General features: G+C 58.8%; 19 protein-coding genes. 12 read left to right on the forward strand and 7 right to left on the reverse strand.

Annotated features, from left to right (window positions below; all coding sequences use genetic code 11):
- Positions 1–7: 7 nt before the first annotated feature.
- A complete protein-coding gene (gene aroC, locus BUB54_RS01900) occupies positions 8–1,081 on the reverse strand; it encodes a chorismate synthase (protein ID WP_048877828.1) in 1,074 nt (357 codons plus the stop codon).
- 3 nt (positions 1,082–1,084) lie between these two features.
- Positions 1,085–1,927: an enoyl-ACP reductase FabI gene (gene fabI / locus BUB54_RS01905; protein ID WP_048877829.1), complete on the reverse strand. Its 843-nt coding sequence runs from the start codon at positions 1,925–1,927 to the stop codon at positions 1,085–1,087.
- A 100-nt stretch (positions 1,928–2,027) separates the two neighbouring features.
- On the opposite strand from fabI, the gene pdxH reads away from it, so the two are divergent.
- Positions 2,028–2,606 carry a pyridoxamine 5'-phosphate oxidase gene (gene pdxH, locus BUB54_RS01910; RefSeq protein WP_048877830.1) on the forward strand — a complete coding sequence of 193 codons (579 nt, stop codon included), beginning with the start codon at positions 2,028–2,030 and terminating at the stop codon, positions 2,604–2,606.
- Here the strand turns inward: pdxH and rsmI are convergent.
- Positions 2,603–3,517, reverse strand: coding sequence for a 16S rRNA (cytidine(1402)-2'-O)-methyltransferase (gene rsmI / locus BUB54_RS01915; RefSeq protein WP_048877831.1), 915 nt, complete (start codon positions 3,515–3,517; stop codon positions 2,603–2,605). The genes pdxH and rsmI overlap by 4 nt on opposite strands.
- A 137-nt stretch (positions 3,518–3,654) precedes the next feature.
- On the opposite strand from rsmI, the gene BUB54_RS01920 reads away from it, so the two are divergent.
- From BUB54_RS01920 to BUB54_RS01935, 4 genes are read left to right on the forward strand one after another with little or no spacing between them, the layout of a single operon-like run.
- Positions 3,655–4,752 (forward strand): penicillin-binding protein activator, encoded by a 1,098-nt coding sequence (locus tag BUB54_RS01920; protein WP_244890741.1) that lies wholly within the window; start codon positions 3,655–3,657, stop codon positions 4,750–4,752.
- A gap of 6 nt (positions 4,753–4,758) precedes the next feature.
- Complete coding sequence (locus tag BUB54_RS01925; RefSeq protein WP_052948300.1) at positions 4,759–6,120, forward strand: ATP-binding protein; 1,362 nt, start codon at positions 4,759–4,761, stop codon at positions 6,118–6,120.
- A 60-nt stretch (positions 6,121–6,180) separates the two neighbouring features.
- Positions 6,181–7,611 carry an FMN-binding glutamate synthase family protein gene (locus BUB54_RS01930; protein WP_048877833.1) on the forward strand — a complete coding sequence of 477 codons (1,431 nt, stop codon included), beginning with the start codon at positions 6,181–6,183 and terminating at the stop codon, positions 7,609–7,611.
- Entirely contained in the window at positions 7,608–9,359 is a 1,752-nt protein-coding gene (locus BUB54_RS01935; RefSeq protein ID WP_048877834.1) for a hypothetical protein, read from the forward strand. Before BUB54_RS01930 ends, BUB54_RS01935 begins: the two co-directional genes overlap by 4 nt.
- Here the strand turns inward: BUB54_RS01935 and BUB54_RS01940 are convergent.
- On the reverse strand, positions 9,341–10,408 hold the full coding sequence (locus tag BUB54_RS01940) for an anhydro-N-acetylmuramic acid kinase (RefSeq protein ID WP_048877869.1): 1,068 nt from the start codon (positions 10,406–10,408) through the stop codon (positions 9,341–9,343). The genes BUB54_RS01935 and BUB54_RS01940 overlap by 19 nt on opposite strands.
- A gap of 129 nt (positions 10,409–10,537) precedes the next feature.
- Here BUB54_RS01940 and tyrS point away from each other — a divergent pair, with 129 nt between their 5' ends.
- The 5 genes from tyrS to BUB54_RS01965 all read left to right on the forward strand — a co-directional run bounded on the left by tyrS (position 10,538) and on the right by BUB54_RS01965 (position 19,374).
- Positions 10,538–11,770 carry a tyrosine--tRNA ligase gene (tyrS, locus tag BUB54_RS01945; RefSeq protein ID WP_048877835.1) on the forward strand — a complete coding sequence of 411 codons (1,233 nt, stop codon included), beginning with the start codon at positions 10,538–10,540 and terminating at the stop codon, positions 11,768–11,770.
- Between the two features lie 679 nt (positions 11,771–12,449).
- Complete coding sequence (locus BUB54_RS01950; RefSeq protein WP_048877836.1) at positions 12,450–15,791, forward strand: transglutaminase family protein; 3,342 nt, start codon at positions 12,450–12,452, stop codon at positions 15,789–15,791.
- 470 nt (positions 15,792–16,261) lie between these two features.
- Positions 16,262–16,675 (forward strand): hypothetical protein, encoded by a 414-nt coding sequence (locus BUB54_RS20135; protein WP_139284750.1) that lies wholly within the window; start codon positions 16,262–16,264, stop codon positions 16,673–16,675.
- A 128-nt stretch (positions 16,676–16,803) separates the two neighbouring features.
- A complete protein-coding gene (locus tag BUB54_RS21980) occupies positions 16,804–17,019 on the forward strand; it encodes a zinc ribbon domain-containing protein (RefSeq protein WP_073211141.1) in 216 nt (71 codons plus the stop codon).
- A gap of 399 nt (positions 17,020–17,418) precedes the next feature.
- On the forward strand, positions 17,419–19,374 hold the full coding sequence (locus BUB54_RS01965; protein WP_052948301.1) for a methyl-accepting chemotaxis protein: 1,956 nt from the start codon (positions 17,419–17,421) through the stop codon (positions 19,372–19,374).
- A 239-nt stretch (positions 19,375–19,613) separates the two neighbouring features.
- Here BUB54_RS01965 and BUB54_RS01970 read toward each other — a convergent pair whose 3' ends face one another.
- Complete coding sequence (locus BUB54_RS01970) at positions 19,614–20,681, reverse strand: calcium:proton antiporter (protein WP_139284751.1); 1,068 nt, start codon at positions 20,679–20,681, stop codon at positions 19,614–19,616.
- Between the two features lie 242 nt (positions 20,682–20,923).
- Between BUB54_RS01970 and BUB54_RS01975 the strand changes: the two genes are divergently transcribed.
- Together BUB54_RS01975 and BUB54_RS01980 are read left to right on the forward strand one after the other, a co-directional pair.
- Positions 20,924–22,501, forward strand: coding sequence for an NAD(P)/FAD-dependent oxidoreductase (locus BUB54_RS01975; RefSeq protein ID WP_048877872.1), 1,578 nt, complete (start codon positions 20,924–20,926; stop codon positions 22,499–22,501).
- Positions 22,502–22,743: 242 nt separating this feature from the next.
- A complete protein-coding gene (locus tag BUB54_RS01980) occupies positions 22,744–23,184 on the forward strand; it encodes an RrF2 family transcriptional regulator (RefSeq protein WP_048877838.1) in 441 nt (146 codons plus the stop codon).
- A 2-nt stretch (positions 23,185–23,186) separates the two neighbouring features.
- Here BUB54_RS01980 and BUB54_RS01985 read toward each other — a convergent pair whose 3' ends face one another.
- Both BUB54_RS01985 and gspD read right to left on the reverse strand, forming a co-directional pair.
- The gene (locus BUB54_RS01985) at positions 23,187–23,981 is read right to left on the reverse strand and encodes a type II secretion system protein GspK (protein WP_048877839.1); all 795 of its coding nucleotides are present in this window, start codon (positions 23,979–23,981) and stop codon (positions 23,187–23,189) included.
- Positions 23,978–26,173 (reverse strand): type II secretion system secretin GspD, encoded by a 2,196-nt coding sequence (gene gspD / locus BUB54_RS01990; protein WP_048877840.1) that lies wholly within the window; start codon positions 26,171–26,173, stop codon positions 23,978–23,980. The genes BUB54_RS01985 and gspD overlap by 4 nt, the downstream gene beginning before the upstream one ends.
- Positions 26,174–26,175 lie beyond the last annotated feature (2 nt).

The raw sequence follows: 26,175 nt of genomic DNA on the forward strand, positions 1-26,175 counted from the left end.
AACTATCCTAACGTCCCGTTTGTCCCCGATGACGCAGCAGGTGGTCAGTCAGCACGCAAGCCAGCATGGCCTCGCCTACCGGCACGGCGCGAATTCCCACACAGGGGTCGTGGCGCCCTTTGGTCATCACCTCAACCTCCTCACCATCCGCGCTAATAGATCGCTTGGGAATTAGAATAGAACTCGTTGGCTTTACAGCAAATCGGGCAATAATAGGTTGGCCGGTCGCAATGCCGCCCAAAATCCCGCCCGCGTGGTTGGAGAGAAATTCTACCTTCCCCTCCTTCATGCGCATCTCGTCGGCATTTTCTTCGCCGCGGAGCGCTGCGGCATCGAAGCCGTCACCAATCTCCACCGCTTTCACGGCATTAATACTCATCAGCGCTGCCGCGATATCCGCGTCCAGCTTACTATAGAGCGGCGCGCCCAGCCCGGGCTTCACGCCTTCCACCACGACCTCCAACACCGCGCCAATGGAAGAGCCGGCCTTGCGGATGGCATCCAACTCGGCTTCCCATTCGGTTGCTGTCAAGGCATCCGGGCAGAAGAAAGGATTCTCATCCACCTGCCCCCAATCCCAACGGGTTCGGTCGATCTTGTGGGCGCCCATGGCAACCATGGCGCCGCGAATCACGACATCCGGTCCTAGCACCTTGCGGGCAATTGCCCCTGCCGCCACGCGCATCGCAGTTTCCCGGGCGGATGAGCGACCGCCGCCTCGTGGGTCCCGGTGGCCATATTTCATATCATAGGCCACATCCGCGTGACCTGGCCGGTAGCGCGCGGTGATGTTGGCATAATCCTTTGAACGTTGATCCGTGTTCTCGATCATCAGCGAGATCGGCGTGCCGGTTGTTTTGCCCTCATAAATGCCCGAGAGAATCCGCACCTGATCCGGCTCTTGTCGCTGCGTGGTAAAACGAGACTGGCCAGGACGGCGTTTGTCCAGATAAGGCTGAATATCGGCTTCCGAGAGTTCGATGCCGGGCGGACAGCCATCCACCACCGCACCAATTGCTGGTCCATGGCTTTCGCCCCAGGTGGTGACACGGAAAAGCTGCCCGAACGTGTTGAAGGACATGGCTTATTCGCTCAGAATCGAGAAATCCGGCGCATCGGGATGCTTCATGCCAACGGCATGATAGCCGCAATCGACATGATGGATCTCGCCGGTCACGCCCTTGGCCAGATCAGAAAGTAGATACAGCCCGGAGGTTCCCACCTCCTCCAGCTCAACATTACGCTTCAGGAGGGAGTTATGCTTGTTCCATTTCAGGATGTAGCTGAAATCCCCAATGCCACTAGCAGCCAACGTCTTGATAGGCCCAGCGGAGATGCCGTTTACGCGGATATTATCTTTTCCAAGATCTGCCGCCATGTAGCGTACGCTGGCCTCCAGCGCCGCCTTGGCCACGCCCATTACGTTATAGTGCGGCATCCAGCGCTCAGCACCCAGATAAGTCAGCGTTAGCAGCGACCCGCCATCCGGCATCAGCGCCGAAGCGCGCTGGGAGACGGCGGCAAAGGAGTAGGCGGAGATATCCAGCGCCTGCTGGAACACGGCACGTGGCGTATCCACAAACCGCCCGCGAAGGAAATTTTTGTCCGCGAATCCGATGGCATGAACCAGAAAGTCGATCTTGCCCCATTTCTGCTTGATCGCCTCAAAAGTTTCGTCGATCGCGGCATCATCGCCCACATCGCAAGGAACCACGAAGTCAGAGCCGACGGATGCTGCCAAGGGCCGCACCCTCTTCTCCAGCGCGTCACCCAGATACGTGAACGCAAGCTCGCCCCCCTGAGCCGCCACGGCCCGCGCAATGGCCCAAGCGATTGAGCGGTTATTCGCCACGCCCATAATCAGGCCGCGCTTGCCCTGCATCAGGTTGCCCTGGGGCAGGGCGGTCTCAGTCTCGGTCTCGGGCATGGGGGCTATTCTCCGTGCTGCTATCGTCTTGGGGTTGGGCTGGTGGCATAGAGTATGTGAACCAATCAAGGCTCGCAAATATCAAGGAGCGTGAAGTTACATGAGCGAGGATCCTTTCCGTCAATTCGGCACCTGGTTCGCGGAAGCAAGCCGCACCGAGCCGAGCGACCCAAATGCCATGACGGTGGCTACAATCGGGGAAGGCGGGCGTCCCGCGGCGCGCACATTGCTGCTCAAAGGTTGGGACGAGCGAGGGTTTGTTTTCTACGGCAATCTGGGCTCTCGGAAGGCGCGGGACATGGCCGGAAACCCCAACGTGGCCCTGCTGTTTCATTGGAAGAGCCTGCAACGGCAGATTCGCATCGAAGGGCAGGTCACCCAGGTTGAGGCGACCACGGCCGATGAATATTTCGCGACACGCCCACGCACCTCTCAGTTGGGCGCATGGGCGTCTGAGCAATCCCGCCCTCTGGCCTCACGCGCTATGTTCGAGGAACGGCTGCACGAAATGGAAGAGCGTTTCGCGGGCAAACCCGTGCCGCGTCCAGACTTCTGGTCTGGCTGGCGGTTGAAACCTGATTATTTTGAGTTCTGGCAAGGTGTGGATTTCCGTCTGCACGACCGGGTGATCTTTAGGCTTGACGGCCAGAGCTGGGAAACCGGACGTCTCTACCCCTAACTCCCCGCCAACTCCAGGGCGCGTTTATAGACCTGCTTTTTTGGCAACCCTGTTGCCGCCGCTACAGCGGCGGCGGCGTCTTTTACGCTCATGGATTTCAGCGCGGTCATGAGCGCCTCGTCGAGCGACTCGGCGTTTGTCGTTTCGTCTCCGGGCGGGCCAATTACTACCACAATCTCTCCACGCGCCTGTTCTGCCATATAATGCGCCGTAAGTTCAGCGAGGGTACCGCGCCGGACTTCCTCAAAATGCTTGGTCAGCTCCCGGCAGACCGCTGCCTGGCGCGGGCCAAACGCCGCTAGCGCGTCCTCAAGAAACGCTGCCAGCCTGTGCGGCGCCTCGTAAAAAACATGGGTCGCGCTCAGCCCCGCCAGTTCCGCGCCGCGCAATTTGGCAAATGCCCCCTGGCGTGCGCCGGATTTGGGTGGCACGAAGCCGGTGAACAGAAACGGCTGCGGCGGCTGGCCCGAGAGGGTCAGCGCCAATATAGCGGCGTTTGGCCCCGGTACGCCTGAGACGCTTAACCCCGCCTCAATGGCGGCGCGCACCAGCCTGTAGCCGGGGTCGGACACCAAGGGCGTGCCAGCGTCGGAAATTAGTGCGAATCGCTGGCCGCTTTGCATTGACTCGATTAATTTCGGTAAAATAGCAGCTTCGTTGTGCTCATGTAGGGCGATGCACTTGCCGCCGATTCCATGGGCGCGCAGCAATACGGCGCTGGTCCGTGTGTCCTCGCACAATATGGCGTCGGCAGCCGCTAAAGCCTGTTTTGCACGTGCAGATAGATCTTGGAGGTTGCCGATCGGCGTGGAAACCAGCACAAGGGCTGGCAGTACCAGTCCGGCTTGCGCCAATGCAGGCGCCCCCGATGGAGGATTATATCGTGCGCCTTCTGCCGTATCTTCGTTCATGCCTTTTCTTAGGCGCCTCTTTGGCGCTGGCAAGCTGTTCGGGTGAACTTCCTCAGGTCGGGCTGCCTTCAGCCCTCATTCCTGGAAGCGTCAGCACACCGAATACCGGTAAAACCAGTGGCAACGTATTGCTGCTTGTGCCCTTGAGCGGTCCGCTGGCCCCTGTGGGTCAAGTGTTGGCCAATGCCGCGAAGCTGGCTTTCCCGGCTGGCAGCTCGCCTAAGCTGGATGTTCGTGATACTGGCGGAACACCCACAGGGGCCGCCGCCGCCGCGCAAGCGGGGCTGGCTGCTGGAGATGGCATTATTCTTGGCCCTCTCACGGCGGGGGATACCAAAGCCGTCGCGCCCATCGCTAAACAGGCGGGCGTGAATGTGCTGGCATTCACTAACGATGGTTCAGTCGCGGCCCCAGGCGTATGGCCGTTGGGCATCACGCCCGGCCAACAGGTGAAGCGCGTGGTCCAGGCCGCCGCGGATGCCGGCCATACCCAGCTTGCCGGATTGCTGCCGGATACTGAATTCGGTCACAGCCTGGCGCAGGCTCTGCAGCAGGAAGCGTCGGACCTTAGCGAGCCCACGCCTCAGATCGTTTATTACGACAAGAGCTTTTCCAGCATAAACAGAGCGGTCCGGGAGGTTTCCGACTGGGACGCCCGCGGTCAGGCCCTTACGGCGCAGATTAAAGCCGCCCGGGATCAGGACACGCAGGCTGGCATGGCCAAGGCGCGTGAACTGCGTCGCCAGCAGGTTGCGCCTCCCAGCTTCAATGCCATGTTCATTGGTGCGACAGACGCGAACACTCTGGCTGAAGTGGCGAACTTCCTGCCTTATTATGCCGTTCTGCCGTCTCAGGTGCAGCTGATGGGCCCCACCCTGTGGGCCAATTTGGCCTCCGCCATGGGAAGCCAGCCAGCATTGATCGGTGCCATTTATGCCGCGCCGGACCCGGCGAACGCCAGTGCCTTCGAGGCCAAATACAGCGCCGCTTATGGCAGCACGCCGCCCGGTATCGCAAATATCGCCTTTGATGCCGCGGCTCTGGCAAAACTTGCTGCCTCCTCCGGTGGTTATACAACCAACGTACTGACCGCCCCCTCAGGCTTCACCGGCACCGATGGGCTCTTGGTGCTGCAGGCGGATGGTACTGTGAAGCGCGGTCTGGCGGTGTTCGCTATCGCGCATGGTCAGCCTACAATCGCCTCTCCTGCGCCGACCAACTTTAAGCAACCCTGAGGTATCATGGCGGGGTCTGAGGAGACATGGGAAAAAGCCGGCCCCGCCGCCTTTGCGCTATTTTTGGCGCTTGCGGCCGTGCCAACGGCGGTATTCGCGCTGCTGGCGTTTCTGGGCGAGTTAAGGCCGTTCATGGCGCTGGCCGCCTGGGCGGTGTGCAGCTTGGTTGCTATTGCTTTCGCGCTGCTGCTGGGGCGGGATGTCGCGGTGATGACCCGGCTTGTGCGCGCCTTACGGATTGCCCCAGGGGCATTGCCCGTGGACCGGCAGTTGCTTGTTCCGGGTATGAGCGATCTTGGCGCGGAAGCGTTGCGCTTGATTCATGCCGAGCGTCTCTCACGTGCCCGCAACCAAGCCAGCGCAGCTGAAGACCGCGCCCTGGTTGAGCGTCTGCCCGACCCGCTGCTGAAGCTGGATCGGCATGGGCGGGTTGTCTGGCGCAATAACAGCGCGATCACCGCCTTTGGCAGTGACATGGCGGCGTTGATGCGCCACCCGGACCTGCGTGCCGCCTTAGCCGAAGCACAGGCGGACGGCCAGCCGGTACGCCGGGAGATCATGCTCTCCGCGCCCGTGACGCGTGACCTTGAAATCACCATTATCCCGGTAGGCGAGCCGCTTTACATGCTGGTAAGCGATCGCACCCGCGAACGCGCGCTGGAAAAAATGCGCGCCGATTTCGTCGCCAATTCCAGCCATGAATTGCGGACGCCTTTGGCCAGCCTGATCGGCTTTATCGAGACACTGCGCGGCCCAGCGGCGGACGACCCAGAAGCCCAGCAGCATTTTCTGGGCATCATGGCCGAGCAAGCAGCGCGTATGCAGCGCGTTATTGGGGATTTGCTGTCGCTGTCGAAGATCGAGATCTCCGAACACTCCCCGCCAAAAGAAATGCAGCATTTGCCTTTTCTGCTGGAGCGTATCGTGGCGGGTATGGAGCCGATGCTCAAAGCCCAGGGAACGCAACTGGTTTTTGCGGCCCCCGCCGACCTGCCGCAGATCCAGGCGGATGCCGATCAGCTTACGCAAGTCTTTACCAACCTGCTCGATAATGCCTTGAAGTATGGCAAGCCGGGAGGAGAGATCAAACTCGTCGCCACGGACCAGCCCGATACCCGCTTTCCACCTGGCGGTATCATCGTCTCCGTAGCTGATGACGGCATCGGCATCCCTCGTGAGCATATACCGCGCCTCACGGAGCGTTTTTACCGGGTTGATAAAGGCCGCTCACGTAGCATTGGCGGAACTGGGCTTGGGCTTGCCATCGTCAAGCATGTAGTCAACCGGCATCGTGGTAAGCTGGTAATTGAAAGCGAGCCTGGGCAAGGCACGGTTTTTACAGTCTGGCTCCCCGGCCCAAGCCGCTAGGCAAAGACAGACCGGGTATTCGCGGCTAAGAGTGCTGGATAGAGTAAGGGGAGGGAGAGTATGACCATCTTGGCCATCGTTGTGATGGTGCTGATCATTGGCCTGATTGTGGTCTATATCCATGATAAGCTGCAGACCCGCCACACCGTTTTGCGCAATTTTCCCGTTATCGGGCATTTCCGCTATTTCGCGGAAACCTGGGGCGAATATATGCGCCAGTACCAATATCTGTCGGACTGGGTAGAGCGTCCTTTTAATCGCCTGGAACGCAGCTGGGTTTACCGCTCCGCCAAGGGCGTTTCGAATTTTATCAGCTTCGGTTCGGAAGCGGTGCCCGCTTTTGTTTTCCGTAACGCCCCCTTCCCAATTCTGGATGAGGATAAGAAAACCTACCCCGGCAAGCTTATCGGCATCGCCACGGGTCCGGGCTCTTGCAAATCGCCTTATCCCGCGCAGAGTTTCTTCAACGTTTCCGGCATGTCTTACGGCGCGCTCAGTCATACGGCGGTTACTGCGTTGTCCCGTGGGGCCAAGCTCGCGGGGATCTGGATGAGCACAGGCGAGGGCGGTTTGAGCCGTTACCATCTGGAAGGCGGCGCGGATATCGTCATGCAGATCGGCACCGCAAAATATGGGGTGCGCGATAACGATGGGAATCTCTCAGAGGATAAGCTGCGTGAGATCGCTGCCCATGAGCAGGTTAAGATGTTCGAGGTAAAGCTCGCGCAAGGGGCAAAGCCCGGCAAGGGCGGGATTCTGCCCGGTGCCAAGGTGACCGCTGAAATCGCTGAGATTCGCGGCATCGCGGCCGGTCGGGACTCCATTTCCCCTAACCGTCACCGGGATATCAGTAATATTCAGGAACTGGGCGAATTTATTAACCGCGTGCGGACTATCACTGGCAAGCCGGTGGGAGCGAAGTTCGTGCTGGGCGATCCCGCTTTTCTGGATGAATGGTTCGGCGACTGCGCCGAAAACCCCGAGCATTGCCCTGACTACGTGCAGATTGACGGCGGCGAGGGCGGCACTGGTGCGGCGCCGGAATCGCTGGCCGATTATGTCGGCCTGCCGATCACCCAGGCCCTGCCTTATGTCGCCGCGTTGCGTAATGAACATGGCCTGCAGAACCGCATCCGTATCATCGCGTCCGGCAAGCTCATTACGCCGGACAAGGTAGCGTGGGCGCTTTGCATGGGGGCGGACTTCGTGTCCTCCGCGCGTGGATTTATGTTCGCGCTGGGTTGTATCCAGGCGATGAAATGCGGTTCCGGCAGATGTCCCACCGGCGTTACCTCGGCGGATCCGCGCCTGATTCGTGGGCTGGACCCAACAGATAAAGCCGTGCGGGTTTCGCGTTACGCGTTAAAGATGCGCGACGAGGTAGAGATCATCGCCCATAGCTGCGGCCTTACGGATGCCAGCAAGTTCGCCCCCAAGTACGTTACCGCAATGGAAAATGGCGTGGCTGGATTCCGGGCTCAGTCCAGTTGATCTATCTGCTGCTGTTTCTGCTTTCAGCAGGGCTGAATATCCTGGTTGGGCTGCATCAATGGCCGTATGTGCTGGCGGGAAACCTGCAAGACCCTGACTCGTATATGCGCCTTTTGCGTATCGAGCAGGGAATCCGGGCCGGGCATCTTGTAACCACGGTTGCAGGCGGTCAGTCCGGGGCAGGGGTGATGGTGGAGTGGTCCCGACTGCTCGACATGATCATTTGGCTGCTCGCCGCACCCTTGGCGCCATTTTTGGGCTGGCATAAGGCGCTGTTTGCAGCGGGTGTGGCGCTGGGGCCGTTGGGGGTGGGCGCGCTTGGCACATCCCTGGCTTGGGCCGTGGAGCCGTTTGCCTTGCGCCGCCACCTCTGGGCCGCCGCGGCGGCGGCAGCTTTGCTGCCAGCCATGGCCAGCATCGCCTTGCCGGGCGTAGTGCATTACCATGTGGCGCTTTTGGTGCTCATCGCGCTCACGGCGGGATGCGTGCTGCGCGCCTTGCGCGAGGATACATGGTTCGGCTTCCTTGCGGGTGTGTTTGGCGGCTTCGCCATCTGGATGACGCCGGAGACCATGCCCTTCGTGCTGTTCGCCTTTGCTGGTCTGGCGTTGCGTTGGCTTTATGCGCCTAATGCCAACACCCTGCTCGCGGTTGCCGCCGGGTGTTTCGATGTTCTGGGCTTCGGGTTTTTCGTTGATCCACCCGCGGGTGGCTATGGCGTGCCCGAGATAGACCGTCTTTCCTATGTTTACGTCTCAATGGGCCTTATTCTGCTGGCCAGCGCGGCGCTGCTGCTGCGTGTGCAGGCGCGCTCAAAAAGGTGGCGTGGCCCGTTGGGGCTGGCGGTCATGGGAGTGCCGTTGCTGGGGTGGATCATAGCCTTTCCAGGTGTGATTGAAGGGCCGTCCGGCCTGCTGCCTCACAATCAAGCAGCGGCATTTTTCAGCCAAATTATAGAGCAACAGCCCCCCCGTCGGCTGGAATTGATCGTGTTTCTACTCCCGGGCGTCTGGGCGGTGCTTTATGCCGGATGGCGCGTTTGGCGGGAGAGCAAGCCAGAGGCCGTTAATCTGGAGGGCGATCTATTTCTCGCGGCGCCGGTTCGGATACCTCTGGCCTGGGCTTATATCACTTTTTGCGCCGCCATCGCATTGGCTCTAGGGGCAGGTTATCTACTCTTTACCTCTTTCTCTGCTCTCTTTGCGACGGCCCTTCTGCCGGTCGCCCTCAGCCGTATAGATGCCGCTGGTGGGGCCTTGGCCATGGCGAAACGTATCGCATTGCTGGCTCTGGTGCTGCTTTGCCCTCTGCTAGCCGCCCATGGGGCAAAGCCCTCCACCATGGCGACGACGGGGCGCAAGCATCTCTCTTGCAGCCTGCATAATATCGGCCCGTTACTTGCCCAAGCGGCGGGAAAAGTCGTTCTTGCCCAACCCGAGGATACGCCTGAACTGCTCTATCGCAGCCACATCCTTACGGTCGGTTCACTTTATCATCACGCCATCGCGGGCTTCATGAGGGATCGCGCCGCGTGGCGCTCCACGCCAAGCACCACAGAGCCCGTTGCCGTAGCCGCTACAAAGGCAAGTTATGTGCTCTTTTGCCCCAAACCGGGCCGGTACGCCCTCGTGGCAGACCTGCCGCCGGTAACGTTGTGGGATGCGCTGGAAAAGGGTAAAAAGCCTGTTTGGCTGCGTGCCGTTGGCCATAATCAGGATGGTTGGACGCTTTATAAGATCGTTCCGTAAAGTCGTCCGCCTTTCTGCGGAGCAGCAACGCCGGTTGTGGTGGGCAGAGACAGTGGCAGCCCGCGTAGTGAACGCACCGCTAGAAAGGCAAAACATTGTGCCTCCAGCGCGTCGCCATTCCATCCAACATCCTCCACTGGGCGTACTGACACCGAAAACCGTTCTGCCAGACCTTTCATCAAGGTGCTGTTATGCCGCCCTCCGCCTGTCACCAGAACCTGTTTTGGCGGAGTGGGCCAAGGGGCTTGTGCAATGGCGGTGCAGATAAACGCTGCCAGTGTCGCCGCCGCATCCGGTGCCGCCAACCCCTCCGTTGCTTCCGCGATCAGCCCTGAGAAGCTCAGCCGGTCCAGGGATTTCGGCGCGGGCCGCGCAAAAAACGGGTGAGCCAGCAGAGCGTCGAGCCTACTTAGATCAACCTGGCCTGAGCCCGCCAGTGCGCCGTCCTTGTCGTATGGCTGGCCGAGATGCACCTGCGCGAGATCATCTAGCGGACCGTTGCCGGGGCCCGTATCGCAGGCCAGTACCTCACCATCCGGTCCCAGCCATGTAGCATTCGCCACCCCGCCAATATTCACAATCAGTAGCGGCTTTTCCATCTCCCGCGCCAGGGCCGCATGAAACACGGGCACTAGCGGGGCGCCTTCGCCGCCAGCTTTCACATCGTCGCTGCGGAAATCATACACCACAGGTAGGCGGGTAAGGCGCGAGAGCAATGCGGCATCACCAATCTGCCAGGTCCGGCGCTGCGTAGGCGAATGCAGGATAGTCTGACCATGAAATCCAATGATATCAGCCGTTTGCCCCATCATTGCCACGGCCAGCGCATGGTCTCGGGTGAGACGCTCTTCCACGTCGCGCAGGAACGGATCATCCGACGCCAGGGTAGGGGCCAGATCAAGAATCCGTCGCAGATCCGCTCGTAATCCTTCTTCATAGAGTAACGTGGCCGCCGGGCCGAAGCCGCTGATGCGTTCACCATCAGTTTCAATCCACGCGGCATCCACCCCATCCAACGATGTGCCCGACATCAGCCCGATGGCCCGTATGCGTTTCGTCCCGCCGTTAATTGTCATGTGCCACGTGGTAGGCGCGCAAGGCGTATGGCATCAAGAGCACGTCCTTGGCTTTGCCAGCCCGTCCGCCTGTGCTACCCGCCCCGGCACAGGAGTAGAACCATGGCGAAAAGCGAATTTCTGGTCGAGGCGAAGGCCCGCGGCTTCATCTTCCAATGCACGGACGAGGCGGCTTTGGACGAAGCCTGCGCGAGCGGTTCCATTGCAGGTTATGCCGGGTTCGACCTGACGGCCGATAGCCTGCATGTCGGCCACATGATTCCGATCATGTTGCTGCGCCTTTTCCAACGCCATGGTCACCGTCCGGTAGCGCTCATGGGCGGCGGCACCACCCGCATCGGTGACCCATCTTTCCGTGAGGAAGCCCGCCAGCTTTTGTCTGACGAGCAGATCGCCAAGAACCTCGTCGGTATCCGCAAAAATCTGGAAGCCTTCATCAATTTCGGTGAGGGACCGAATGACGCCATTCTGGTAAATAACGCAGACTGGCTGGACCAACTCTCTTATATTGGCCTACTGCGCGAGGTTGGGGTGCATTTCTCCGTCAACCGTATGCTTTCCTTTGATTCCGTGAAGAGCCGCCTGGACCGTGAGCAGGGCCTCACATTCCTGGAATTCAACTACTCCATTCTCCAAAGCTATGATTTCCGCGAGCTCAACCGGCGCCAGAACGTGGTGCTGCAGATGGGAGGTTCTGACCAATGGGGTAATATTGTCTCCGGTATCGAGTTGGTACGCCGGACGGACCAGAAATCCGTATTCGGCCTTACTACGCCGCTTATCACCACCGCCTCCGGGCAAAAGATGGGCAAGAGCGCCGCGGGAGCTGTTTGGCTCTCGGCTGAGAAGCTGAGCCCGTATCAATACTGGCAGTTCTGGCGGAATACTGAGGACGCGGATGTAGGCCGCTTCCTGCGTCTGTTCACGGATGTTCCCCTGGATGAAATTGCGCGTCTAGAAGCTCTGGGCGGTGCGGAGATCAACCAAGCCAAGATCATTCTCGCGACCGAGGCGACCACCCTTGCCCATGGGCGCGCGGCCGCTGAGGAAGCCGCCGAGACCGCCCGCAAGCTCTTCACCGAGGGAGTCGCCGCAGGAGCGCTGCCAAGCATTACCCTCACGACTGCGGAATTCGGCGAGGGGTTGCCAGCCTTCGCCTTGTTCGTGAAGGCTGGTCTGGCTGGTTCAAACGGTGAGGCCCGCCGCTTGATCCGCGGTGGTGGTGCGCGGCTGGATGATGCGGTGATCGTTGATGAAGCACAGCTCATCCTGCCTAAGCCGGAGCAAAAACTCTCGGCGGGCAAGAAGCAGCATGTGCTGGTGAAGGTAGCGTAACAGCCCTTGCCCAGACTGTTCTTTTAGAGCGGGGTCAGGTCTGCGTAACGCCTGAGCCCCTCCAGGTATCCCGCAGGTATATAGGTCTTTAAGTGGAGTGCCGGTGTGGTTACGTCGGCAATATGCATAGCCAGGGCAGCTTTCGACACATGTCGCGTCGCCCTAGCTGTTTCAAACCCGGCGATTTGCGCCAAGGCTAAAGTCGGCGTCACGAAATCTGGTCAGGACGAGGTGTTGAGTGCCTAGGCAAAAGTTGGACACCCCCTTTGCCATAACGTGAGGTCCATTCAGGGAGGTGCCAGGGCTTTAAAACATTCTGATAATGCGAGATATGTTGCTGAAATCCCGTCTCGAGCCATAGCCCCCATATATGGGGTGCAGAAATTCAAACGCAGCGAGACTTCAAAAACCGCCCCGCTTCGCGCCTCAACCGAGGCGAGCGACAGACAGGCCGTATCGTCCGTGAAGAACTGCGCCTTGCCTCCGTTGATGCACAGTCCTTGAATTTCACTAGGCACATACTGTGCCCGCTAAAAAAGCACCCTGCCCACAGAATGTTCGCATTACGCGTATGCTCTGGCAATCACTGCTGTTTCATCCTCGCTTTCACCTCTGGTTGCTATTGCGTTGGGAAACATGCCTGCGCATGCTGGCCTAGACGCGTATCCGAGGAGTTTGCATGTCCATTCACGCCGCCATCACGCATCGCACCTCCTATAAATATGACCGGCCTGTCTCGCTGGGGCCGCAGACCATTCGGTTGCGCCCGGCACCCTATGCGCGCACGCCGATCATTTCCTATTCCTTGCAGGTTCTGCCCAAACCACACTTCCTCAACTGGCAGCAGGACCCGCAGGGAAATTTCCTCGCTCGCGTTGTTTTTCCCGAGCGCGTTACCAGCTTCGAGGTCGTTGTGGATGTCGTGGCCGACATGGCCACGATCAACCCGTTCGATTTCTTTCTGGAACCCGAAGCTGAAACTTACCCCTTCGCCTATGACCCCGTGCTTGGGGAGGAACTTGCGCCTTTCCGTATCCTTAACGAACCAGGCCCGTTGCTTGCCGGACTCATTGATGAGGTAAAGGCCAAATTCTCGGGCGAGCCGACGCGTACGGTCGATATGTTGGTTGAAATCAACCGCGTCGTGCATGAACGCATTTCTTACGTCGTGCGCATGGAACCCGGCGTTTACACGCCTGAGGAAACGCTGGCATTCTGCAAGGGCTCCTGCCGAGATTCCGGTTGGCTGCTGGTGAATCTGCTGCGCCATCTTGGCTATGCGGCGCGTTTTGTCTCTGGCTATCTTATTCAGCTTACAGCGGACCAGAAGCCCGTTGATGGCGGAGCGGCCGGCCCGGATGCTGACTTCACAGATCTTCATGCCTGGGCCGAGGTGTATTTGCCCGGCGCTGGCTGGGTCGGGCTGGACGCAACATCCGGCTTGCTGACCGGAGAAGGTCACATCCCGCTTGCAGCGACCCCATCCCCGCAATCCGCGGCGGCCATTTCTGGTGGCTTCACGGCAGAGGACGGCACTGAAGCCGAATTCGACTTCCACATGGAAGTCCGTCGCATCTCCGAAACCCCGCGCGTCACCAAGCCTTATACCGACAGGCAATGGCAGGATATTCTGGCCCGTGGCGCCCAGGTGGATCGTGCTTTGCTTCAGCACGATGTCCGCCTGACAATGGGCGGTGAGCCTACCTTTGTCTCGGTCACGGACCATGAGGGCGCGGAGTGGAATATAGACGCGCTAGGCCCGACTAAGCGTGCTTATGCTGGGCGGCTCATCCGGAAGCTCACGCCGCTCTGGGGCAAGGGCGCAGCTTTAACCTACAATATGGGCAAGCATTATCCCGGAGAACAACTGCCTCGCTGGGCTATTCATGCCCATTGGCGCGCCGATGGCGAACCCGTTTGGAAAGACCCGTCTTTCCTTGCCTCGGATGATGATCATGACGACGCCACTGCCGAAGACGCCACTGCCTTCGCCCAAGCCTTGGCCGAGCGTTTACGGGTAGATCCTGGCCTTGTGAACGCCGCGTTCGAGGACATCCATTATTATCTCTGGCGCGAAAAACGCCTTCCTGCCAATGTTGTTACCGAGGACGCCAAGCTGCGCGACCCACTCGAACGCGCGCGTCTCGCTAAAGTTTTTGGCCAAGGGTTGGCGTCCAGTGTCGGTGCCGTGCTGCCGCTGCGCCGTGTCATCATGGATGGTCGGCGCTGTTGGCAATCTGGCCGTTGGTTCTTCAAGGACGATGTGATGTTCCTGATCCCAGGGGACAGCCCTATCGGCCTGCGCCTCCCGTTGGAAAGCCTGCCCTGGACCAGCCCGGACAATATCGAGCAGGATTACGAAGCCGATCCGTTCGCGCCCAAGACCAATCTACCCCGGCGCGATGCGTTCCAGTTCGCGCGCTACCGCACCGGTACTAGTGAAGGAGCGGGTGCCATAGAGAATTTCCGCCCCGTGCCGCAGAGCTTGCCCGTGGTGGGACGGGAGGAGCCCGGAGTGGTCCGCACCGCCCTTTGCGTGGAAGCGCGGGACGGGCGGCTTCACATCTTCTATCCGCCGCTCTACGACGCGGCGGATTGGCTGGAACTCACAGCAGCCATTGAAGCAACTGCTGCTGAGTTTGGCCGCAAGGTGATGTTGGAAGGTTACCTCCCGCCTGAGGATGAGCGCATCGTCAATTTCTCGGTCACACCAGACCCTGGTGTGATTGAGTGCAATATCCCGGCTTCATCCTCCTGGGCACAGCTTGTTGAACGCAGCGGCCAGCTCTACGACGCCGCGCGGGAAGTTGGGCTGGCGGCAGAGAAGTTTATGTTGGATGGGCGACATGTTGGTACCGGGGGCGGCAACCATGTGGTAATGGGTGCAAGCTCTCCCACTGACTCCCCCTTCCTGCGCCGGCCGGATCTGCTGAAATCCATGCTTGGGTTCTGGCATAACCATCCTAGCCTCTCCTTTCTGTTCTCCGGGCTATTCATTGGGCCTTCATCCCAGCATCCACGAATCGACGAGGCGCGGGAGGATTCGATCAACGAACTGGAAATCGCCTTCCGTCAGGTCACCCGTCAGACCCAGACACCGCCATGGCTGGTGGACAGGCTGTTCCGCAACATTCTCTGCGATATGACCGGCAATGGTCATCGCACGGAATTTTGCATCGACAAGATGTACTCTCCGGACTCATCCTCTGGTCGACGTGGTCTGGTCGAGTTTCGCGCCTTTGAAATGCCGCCCCATGCTGAAATGTCCGCTGCCCAGGTGCTGCTGATGCGCTCCGCCATCGCGGCCTTCTGGGAACGCCCTTATGAGCGCCGCATGGTTCGTTGGGGTACTCGCCTGCACGATGAATTCCTGCTGCCGCATTATTGCAAGGCGGATTTCAAGGATTGCCTGGAAGAGTTGGCCGGTTACGGCTTCCCGCTGGACGCCGCATGGTTTGCCCCGCATCTTGAATTCCGCTTCCCCAAACTGGGCGATGTTACGGTGCGGGATATTCAGCTTGAACTCCGTCATGCGCTGGAGCCTTGGCACGTTCTGGGAGAGGAGCAGAATTCTGGCGGCACCGCCCGCTACGTGGACAGCTCCGTCGAGCGCCTGCAGGTAAAGGTGGATGGCTGGGTAGATGAGCGTTATGTGCTAGCCTGTAACGGCGCTGCCATGCCGCTTCAGCGCACTGAGACGCCAGGGCAATATGTCGCGGGCGTGCGGTTCAAGGCTTGGCAGCCATATTCGGCACTACACCCCACCATCGCAGCGCAGACACCTTTAATATTTGACGTATACGACACATGGACGGGCCGTTCCATCGGCGGGATGACGCACCATGTATCGCATCCGGGCGGGCGCGCTTATGAGGATTTTCCGGTGAATTCCAATTCCGCCGAGGCCCGCCGCCGCTCCCGTTTCTGGCCTTTTGGCCACACGCCGGGCCTTAGCGCTCAGCCGTTGCCTGTAGAAGGCCCTGAATATCCCCGCTGCCTAGATCTGCGCCGCCATGCTTAAAAGGGGTGGGCATGAGTTCTGCGTAAGCTCGCGTTGGATGGGTGACACAATCGGCAGCTTAAGAGGGCATGGCTGTAATCAATGAAACGGCGATCTCTCAAGGGGGCATATCTGTTGCAAGCGTAAGCTAAGCCGGTTCGCTAGGCGGCGGAAATACTTCCGTAGTTGACCCATAGGTAATTGAATCCGGAACTATTAAGTTTACTAAATAGATGACTAGCTGTAGAACAAAGTGTGACCATGTCCCTTCGCGCCTTCAATGAGATGTTTCCAGGAAGGAAACGGGCGAGATTGTACCGGATGCTATCCGTCAGCTAGCGCGTTCGATCATGCGGCACGTCATGCGACAGCATCGACGCCCAGACATGCATCATATTTCGATGCGGCTGGACCACCGTGCTGCGTGCTTAGAGCCACCATCCAAGGCGACTCAACAAGATCGTGTCGGCTGGTTGATCAACATGTCTACCATGACCAAGGGGGCCAAGATCGCAGTTCCGCTTCTGGCCTACGAACGGCACGAACAGCGCGGTGGCCGCTTGTGCAATGGCGTGCTCGTCACCGAGGACAGGGAGAACGGCACTCTGTCGTTCGGCGTGGTCTCCGACATCGGTGCAGACTGCGAGGCTAGCCGCGCCGCTTACCAGCCCGAGCGCGAGATCACGGCGCTGGATTTTGGTCTGTCCACGCTGTTCGCCGGGCACGAAGGACAACTTCGCGGCAAGGGCTGGCTCAAGGCGCTTCGCGCTTATGACCAACGCATTACCAGAATTGCTTGTGGGCAGCAGCGGCACACGGTCGCAGGCCGCGTGCCAGCGCGCGATACCGGAAAGCCGTTGCATCTCTTCGTGGCCGGATCAGAGCCGAAGTCGGACGTGTCCTGACCGTCCTCGTCGTCGCCAAGCGGCCTGCTGCCATCGCTCTGGAACGACTGAATTTCCAGAACCCGGCGCTATCGCGGCGGCTGAACCGCATCATCCAGAACTGCGGCCGCTCCATCATTCGAGCCAAATTGTCCGATTTCCATGATCGTTTCGGAATCATCTCGGAAGAGGTGAACCCGGCCTACACGTCGCAGACATGTTCCTGCTGCGGTTACGTGGACAAGCGAAATCGCCCATCACAGAGCGCCTTCCGGTGCAAAGTCCATACTTCGGTGCGGAAAAGAGCAAAGTGGTCCGGATGTCAGGTCAGACCAATTCACCAAATCTGGTGCCGATTTCGTTAGCTGGATAGTTCCCTTTGGATCCTTACATCTTAACCTGCCTGATATGCTCAGTAGATGAGTGCTGCTCCCGATACCGGTGCCGAACGCGACGTCTAGCATGACCTATGCGGTAAGGCAGGAAAGACCAGTTTGCGCCTGACCAACGACTGCGAACCGCCTTCCCAACTTTTTCAACAAGTCCGAAAGACGTTTTTGTCGCCAGCGGGCCAGCGTTCATCGCGCCATCTTCCATGTCATCGAGAAGGGGCGGCTAAGGGCTGCCGTTATATTGTCAGACCTGCTGCATTCACCGGGCTGCGGAAGTTGTGGCCGATAGCATACGGTAGATGACCTACGGTTAGGCTTAACTCCATTGAAATCTTCAATGCCTAATAGAACCAGACATTCCGTTGGAGAAAAATGGTGAAGAGCGTTTCCATTAACTTAAAATTTCTCTCCGTACTCGGAGTGTTCGCGGCCTTTACCATAGGTATTGCTATCTACGCGACGGGGCAGCTTGCTCGTACGTCCAGCTCATATACAGCTTTGCTTCGAGGTCATGTTGCTGCGGCTATCGATATGCAGAAAGCCAATCGTCGACTTTCTGACATTCATGCGGGCATAGGGGATATGCTTGGAGCGACATCGGCTACCGAGGACAAGAAATACAGCGATTTCATTGCCCAAAGGCAGGATCAGTTCGGCGCTTTGGTCAATCAAGCCGAGCATCTTGCCCCAGACGTGGCGGATGAAATCGCCGCGGTCGAGGCAGCCGAAACTGACTTGGTTAAAACAACATGTGCCAATGCCATTGCCTTGGCATCAAATCCGAGCGTCTCACGCTCGGTCGCTCAGACAGCCTATTTCTCCGAATGCAGGCCAAAATTTGCAGATGTATCTGAGACCTCTCGAGTGGCAACCCAACATTTGCTGTCGATCATACATTCCACCGACATCAGGCTAAGCAAGGCGGCAGATCATACGATTTTCATGACCTTTGCGATTATCCTTCTAGGCATGGTAGCGGTCCTGACTGGCGGCTTCCTCGCGGTGCAAGCCTGGATAATCAAGCCCCTCAACAAACTGGAAAACACCATGGGAGAGCTGTCGCAAGGCAATCTGACTGTGGATGTGATCGGAACCGACCGCGTAGACGAAATCGGCAGGATGGCCAAAGCGGTTCAGGTATTCAAGGATGCTGGACTGGAAAAGGTTCGGCTCGAGGATGAAGCGGCGGCGGCGCGCCGTGCAAATGAGGAAGAACGTGGCCGCCGGGAAGCAGAACGGGAAAGTGGTGCGAAACAGCTTGCCCTCGTGGTGGAGGCATTGGCTTTGGGTTTAAAGAAGCTAGAGGCAGGAATCCTGACCTTTCGTCTGGATCAGGGTTTCGCTCCGGAATACGAGCGCCTGCGCACCGATTTCAACGCGGCGATGGAGCGCCTGCAGGACACGATGAAGGTAATCGTCGGCGCCACTTCGGTGATCCACTCTGGCACTGGGGAGATCTCGGCAGCGGCAGACGACCTTAGCCGCCGGACCGAGCAGCAGGCGGCTAGCCTTGAGGAGACGGCGGCGGCGCTGGATGAGATCACCGCTACGGTGCGCCAGACGGCGGAAGGGGCAGCACATGCGCGCGAGGTCTTCGGGACGGCGCAGTCTAATGCCAAGACGTCCAGTGCATTGGTGGGCGACGCGGTTGCAGCGATGAGCCGGATCGAGGCGTCGTCGCAACAGATCAGCAGCATCATTGGGGTGATTGACGAGATCGCTTTCCAGACCAACTTGCTGGCGCTGAACGCGGGGGTCGAGGCGGCGCGGGCGGGCGATGCCGGGCGCGGTTTCGCGGTAGTAGCCTCTGAGGTTCGGGCGTTAGCGCAACGCTCGGCGGAGGCGGCGAAGGAGATCAAGGCGTTAATCTCCGCCTCCAGTCAGGAGGTGGGTTCGGGTGTCGATCTTGTGGGGCGGACAGGCAGCGCGCTGGAACAGATCGTCGGGCAGATCAGCGAGATTAACGAAGTAGTAGTGCAGATCGCCAATTCGGCGCAGGAGCAGGCGACGGGGCTGAATCAAGTAAACGCTGCAGTGAACCAGATGGACCAGGTGACGCAACAGAACGCGGCAATGGTCGAACAGAGCACAGCGGCGAGCCACAGTCTGGCGAAGGAGACCGATGAACTGGCGGCGCTGATCGGTCGCTTCGAGATCGGTAAGGAAAGGACATCGGCGCCCGCGGCGCCGCGTAAGCCAGCAGCCCGTAACGTTCCACATGGCTCCATCCGCACCACGCCCCATCCGGTCATGCCACCAAAATCCAAAGCTGGCCGCCCGCTCGAAATTGTCAGCACTGCCGATCATATCAACCGCCCCAGAGGCTAATTATCTTATGTCCGGCTTCCCCTATCTTGTTTGATATGACGCGCTTTGCATCAGATTGATGGTGGGGAAGCTCGCGTGGGTAGTGCGTTATTGCTCTTGCGGGCGGATAACTGCACGTCGACACTGGGTACGTGCAGCGTCATTCCAGGGACATCATGCGCCGTGTCTATGGGCATAGCAAATAAATCACGGTGCACATAAGAGCTTGAATATCCTCGGATTAGTTTGCAGGGTCGGCGTCAGGGCACCACGGCAAAGAACAAAAAAACCGCGAATACAGTCAAATGGATCGCCCCTTGCAGAATGGTGGTACGCCCAGTCTGAACGGTCATCATGCTTAGCAGCAGCGTCAAGGACAGGAGCACGATCTCTTTCGGGTCCAGTCCCAATGTCAGGGGCTGGCCCAGCCAGACGGAAACAGCGGCCACAACCGGTATGGTCAGGCCAATACTGGCAATGACCGAGCCAAATGCGAGATTCAAGCTGGTTTGCAGCTTGTTATGCAGCGCCGCCCGTACCGCCGCCAGACTTTCCGGCAGCAGCACAAAACCGGCGATCACCAACCCAACCACCGATTTTGGTGCGCCGGATTGATCGACAAGTGCCTCAATCGTCGGGGAAAGAGACTTCGCCAGCGCCACCACGGCCACCAGGCAAACCAGCAATATCCCTAGGGATATCAACGTCTTGTTTGTAGGCGGCGGTGCGTGGTGGGCCTCCGGCCCGCCGGTTTCCGGCAAAAAGTAATCCCGGTGCCGTACGGTCTGCACAAAGACAAAGATGCAATACAGCACCAAAGACACCACGCCGACAAATACAAGTTGCCGTGTATTGAAGGTCGGCCCGGGAGCGGCCGTGAAATCAGGCAGGACCAGGGTCAGCACGGAAAGCGCCATCATTACAGCCAAGGCTCCGGTCGCGCCCCGGATATTCAGTCCTTGCTCCATGTGCCGTCCGGCGCCCACAGCCACGCACAGCCCCACCACGCCGGTACAGACAATCATCACCGCAGAGAAAATAGTGTCACGCGCCACTGACAGATTCTGGTTGCCGTCGGAAACCAGCACGGAGACGATCAGCGCCACCTCGATCACCGTTACCGCGACGGCCAGAACCAGCGTACCAAAAGGCTCGCCCACCTTGTGCGCGACAATCTCGGCATAATGAACCGCGGAAAAAACCGTGCCGCCTAAGGCAAAAACCAGAAGCAGAAGGGCGGCGCCGTTGAAATGCAGGGCCGAATTAGCGCCCAACAGTAGCCAAGCGATGACGGGGAAGCACAGACTCCACCAAGGAAAAACTTTCACGAATGCGGCTCCGCTTATTGATACCCTTTCGAAACCCGAGACCGGGCCACAGGTCAACAGCGGTATGAAAGAACCTGCCAGCAAGACGCAAATTTCAGCTTGTCCAGACTTTTGCGACTTGCTCCACACACATATCCACAAGGTTATCAAGGTCTCTGTGGATAAAATGGCGCTTGGGAGATTGGCGTGGAGGCTGTGTCAGGCTACAGCCCACATTCACTATGGTTTCCGAACTTCCCCCCATGCGCCGCCTCACAGAACTTCGCCTACCCATCAACCATACGGACACGGAGCTGAAAGCCGCCATCGCCGCCGGGTTTGGCGTGCCAGAGGCCGCCATTCTCTCTTGGCATGTGCATCGCCGTGCCTGGGATGCGCGCAAAAAATCGCAGATCATACTGGTTTACACCATCGACGCGGCACTGGCGGCCGAGACCGGCAAAGGCGAACCCACTCCGGACATGGGCTATAAATTCCCGGCTACCACCACTCACCGCCTGGAAAAACGCCCGATTATCATCGGTACCGGGCCTTGCGGCATTCTGGCGGCTCTTATCCTGGCCGAGGCCGGCTTCTGCCCGCTGATCCTGGAGCGCGGCAAGGTGGTGCGTGAACGTACTAAGGACACCTGGGGTCTTTGGCGCAGGGGCGAGTTGAACCCCACCTCCAACGTGCAGTTTGGCGAAGGCGGCGCCGGAACCTTCTCTGACGGCAAGCTGTACTCCCAGATCAAAGACACGCGCTTTTTGAGCCGCAAGGTGCTGGAGGAGTTTGTCCAAGCCGGTGCGCCGGAGGAAATTCTCTACATCGCCAAGCCCCATATCGGCACGTTCCGGTTGGTTTCCATGGTTGAATCGATCCGCGAGAAAGTCACGTCTCTGGGCGGTGAATACCGCTTCGGCTGCCGAGTAGATGATTTCGACATCCAGAACGGCCAGATCAACGCCGTGATCCTAGATAATGGCGAGCGGATTGAAACCAACCACGTTATTCTTGCCATCGGCCATTCTGCGCGGGATACGTTCTTCCGTCTGCATGAGCGTGGCGTGTTCATGGAAGCCAAACCCTTCTCGGTCGGGTTCCGCATTGAACACCCGCAAGGCATGATCGACAAATACCGCTTTGGCGCTTTTGCGGGTCACCCCATTCTGGGCGCGGCTGATTACAAGCTGGTTCACCACGCTAAAAATGGTCGTTCCGTTTATAGTTTCTGCATGTGCCCTGGAGGAACGGTGGTGGCCGCCACCTCTGAGCCCGAACGCGTTGTGACCAACGGGATGAGCCAATATTCCCGGGCCGAGCGCAATGCCAATGCGGGGATTGTCGTCGGCATTACCCCTGACGATTATCCTGGCCACGTCCTGGCGGGGGTAGAGTTTCAGCGCCGGTGGGAGAGTGCCGCTTTCGTTGCCGGAGGGGGCGGGTACAAAGCCCCAGGCCAGCTTGTTGGTGATTTTATTACGGGCCAGCCCTCAAAGGCGCTTGGAGAGGTTCTGCCTTCTTATAAGCCTGGCGTACATCTGACGGATCTGGCGCCCACATTGCCCGATTACGCCATCGTCGCCATCCGCGAGGCGCTGCCCGCCTTTGGCAAACAGATCAATGGCTTTGACAGGCCGGATGCAATGCTGACCGGAGTGGAAACCCGGACCTCTTCCCCAGTACGCATTACTCGAGGCAAGGATTTCTGTTCTCTCAACGTCAAAGGGCTTTACCCCGCTGGCGAAGGGGCTGGGTATGCAGGGGGTATTCTCTCGGCCGGTGTGGATGGGATCAAGGTTGCCGAAGCGGTCTCGAAAAGCCTGATCGGCCAGGGATAAATCCGCTCGAGCGCTCCCAAAAGCCAGCTTAAAGCCGTTTTAAGAACTGTCATAGAGTATGAAGGTTGAATACGCTTGCTTGTTGCGTGTCTTTCAACAGCATCTCTGTGTAAAGATTGGGTTCTTAAGCCTTCTTCTGTAACTCTATAGAGTTTAAGAAAAATTTTGCTTAAGTATATTTCCTATCTTACAACTATAATATAGATGTTTATGGTAAATTCGCCCGGCCGAGGAGTAGATTCATGCTGTCCCAGAAGTGCAAATACGCCCTGCAGGCGTTAATGGTCCTCGCCAGGGAGAATTCCGACCAGCTTTTGTTAGTGTCTGAGATCGCGGAGCGCGAAAACCTGCCCAAAAAATTCTTGGAAGCAATTTTGCTCGAGTTGAACCGGAACGGCTTAGTGCGCTCTCGCCGTGGCCGGGGAGGCGGATATGCATTGGCTAAGCCGGCCGATTTGATTACGTTTGGCCAGGTTATCCGAATTATGGACGGCGCTTTGGCCCCTCTGGCCTGTGTTTCAGTGAATTATTATCGCCGCTGCGATGAATGCCGGGACGAGCAAGCATGTGAGATCAGGCGCGTTATGCGCCGTGTCCGGGACGCGATTGCCAATGAGCTGGATGGAACCTCGCTCGCCAAAGCCTTGGCAGATGGTAAGTTGCCTGCCGAGATATCCGCCTGAGTTCATCCGCCGGTGAGTTGCAAAACGGTGTAAGGATGCGGCTCTTCTGGACTGGCGAGGCTGAACACACCGCGTCGGACCACATAAGCCCGTCCGGGTCCATGTGCCTGGGCTTCAATCTCAACCACGGGAAAATTTCCGGTAAAGCCTTTGTGGATGCTGCCGGGATCGTGGGCCAGTTGCAGGGCGCGCCGCACCAGCGGACTGGCCAATGCTGGATCCGGGTCGTCGGTCTGGTAAAGGCTCATGTAAGGTAGCATGGTTTTCAGCAGAGACGGCGTCATGCCCAGGACGTCCTGCAATTCTGCAAGATCAGAAAATGGCGCGCCTGGCGGCGCAAAACGCAGCCCTGCTTGGCGATAGAGCTGTTGACGAGCGGCTTCCGCTTGCGGGGTTAAAGGCGGGGTGCGCCAGTCTATGATTGCGGCGGCCAGCTTTTGCGCTTTTGTCTCACTGGCGCCGCAGGCTTGAATAAATCCGGCTAGCAGATTGGTGGAAGCCTCGTTGGGATTGATCAGCCCGCCAAGTGTTTGCACGCGCACCCGCAGGTTATCGGGAAGCTCATGCCATTGCCCATCCGGCGACCAATGGGCAGGGCCGTTGGCCAGAGAATGAAACAGTGCCTCGTTAATGGCGCCATCCGCGCGGGCACGGGCCATGGCGGCGTTACGTATATTCGCGGCCAGCGCGACTGCGCTGCGGCCATTGGCCAGCAAACTGGTTAGAATCAATGCCAGCAGAACCATGCTCCACAGCACGATGAGCAATGCAAACCCTCGTTCGCGCGGCGGGCTCATTTGGTCAGGTCTGCCCGTACCTTCTGGTTGGGGTCGGCCGAGCCAGTGAAAGGCTGGCTTTGCAGAGCGCCGGGCACCAGCGCGGCATTGGGAAGCTGTTGCTCCATGTCCTGTGTCAGATCCAGAGCCTGTTGCTGATTACGCACAACATGCGGGGTAATCAGAACCAGCAATTCCTCTCGCACACGTTTATTGGTCTGGGTGCCAAACAGCGCGCCCAGCACGGGCACGTTCTTAATCCATGGCAGACCTTCATTTTTGTTCGAATCATTGTCCGAGATCAGCCCGGCGAGACCGATTGTCTGTCCGTCCTGAATGGCAACGCGAGATGTCACCGTACGTTCGGTGAAGGTTGGCGAGTCGATGCCTGTGGTCGTCAAGGTTGGCGACACGCCGCTGACCTCTTGGCTGATATCCATGGTCACCAGCCCGTCACCGCCGATATGCGGTGTGACCTTCATGATCACGCCTGTGTCGCGGTAGTTGATGGACTGGATCACATCAGAGGTGGAGGTGACGGTGCTCTGTGAGGTTTGCGTGAGATAAGGCACGCTGTCGCCCACTTTGAGGCTCGCGGTCTGCCCGTCCAGAACCATGAGCTCCGGCGATGAAAGCACCCGCACCTTGGTTACAGCCTCCAGTGCCGAGAGCGCCAACGGGGCAGCGTCGCTGCCATGGCCGGAGAGAACAAAGCCGGGAAAGCTGGTTGATAACGCCGATGTGGTGGATTCACTAAGGACCGCGTTGATACCGCCGGATTTGAAAAAGAACTGAGTGCCGTATTGAAGCTGCCCGGTCAGATCAACTTCGGCGATGGTGGCGTCGATCTGTACTTGCAGGGGCTGAATGTCGATCTTGCTCAACATGCCCGCGATCTGGTCATCCTCCTGAGCGGTGGCATAAACCATCACGGCGTTGTTCTGCGTATCGGGAATAATCCGCATCTGGTCTGTATTCGTGCTAGTTGAATTGGACGTGAGCGGCCCCAACAGTGCGCTGGCGCTGCCGGTATTGGCGCTGTTGGGGGGGCTTGATTCGCTTCCGCCTCCCGTGCCGCCTGAAATGCTGGTGCTGCTGCTTTCGGCACTGCTGGTGCTTGTAGGAGGGGTGGTGTTGCTGTTGTTGCCCATCATGTCGGAGACGGTTTGCTTCGCGGCTGCGGTGGGTTGTGCGGTTACGTTGTCCGGCGTGAAGGCTTGTTGCAGCAGATAGGCAGCATCGTTGGCGCGGCTATTGCGAAGATAGAACACATGCCAGCTTCGCACCGTTTCCATCTGCACCTTGTTGATCACGGCGTAAATTCGGGCGGCATCATTCAGATAGTTATTTGATTTCGCGATAACCAGCACCGCGCTTATGCGATCTAGGGGCACCACCGAGACCGCCGCTGCCCCTTTGCTGCCAGCCTGTTTGCCCAAAGCAGTTGTGAAAGCTGAGGCGAATTCCTTGGCATCGCCGCTGGAAACGGGAAACAGCTCATAAGATTGTCCGGCCAAGGCATCGACGTCAAACGCGGAGACAAGTCCTGCCAGCGCTGCCCGAGTTTCCGGGTCGCCCTGGATCACGATGGCGTTGCTGTTAGGGTCTGCCGCCAGCTTTCCGCCTTTGGCGACATAAGGCTGCAATACGGCGGCAAGCTGGGTGGCGCTGGCATAGCGCAGATGGATCACCTGTGTTTGTGCCGCTGCGCCGCCACTATCTGAGGCGGGCATGACGCGATAGAGGCCGTCTGTATGCACCAGCACCGCATTGTTCTGGGCCAGCAGCGTCTGCAGGGTGGGCAAGACTTGGTTGAGAGTGAGTGGTGTTACGGTGTGCAGGGTTACCGTACCTGAAACACCCGGATCGATTGTGTAATTGACATGCAGGATATTCCCTAGAATTTCCGCGACGACGGTGCGTATGTCTGTGTCGGCAAAGTTGAAACTAATATTGCCTTGCCCGTTGGTTTGGGCTGTTCCCGGGTTGGTTGAAGTGCCGGTGGCGAGTGCGCCGTAGGAGGCCGCCGGACTTGGGGGTGCGCTTTGTCCGGCGACGGGGCCGCTGACGCGAGGTGCGGAGGACGTGCTGCCCTTGGCCGATAACGGGGCGGGTGTCAGCGGCGCGCCCGTTAATGCAACCGGCGGTGGCGCGCTGTGGCAGGAGGCCAGAACGAGCAGGCCGAACAAACAGGGAAGCTGGGTTTTACGCATTG

The sequence above is a fragment of the Acidocella aminolytica 101 = DSM 11237 genome (assembly GCF_900129125.1).
In the GTDB taxonomy this organism is placed as follows: domain Bacteria; phylum Pseudomonadota; class Alphaproteobacteria; order Acetobacterales; family Acetobacteraceae; genus Acidocella; species Acidocella aminolytica.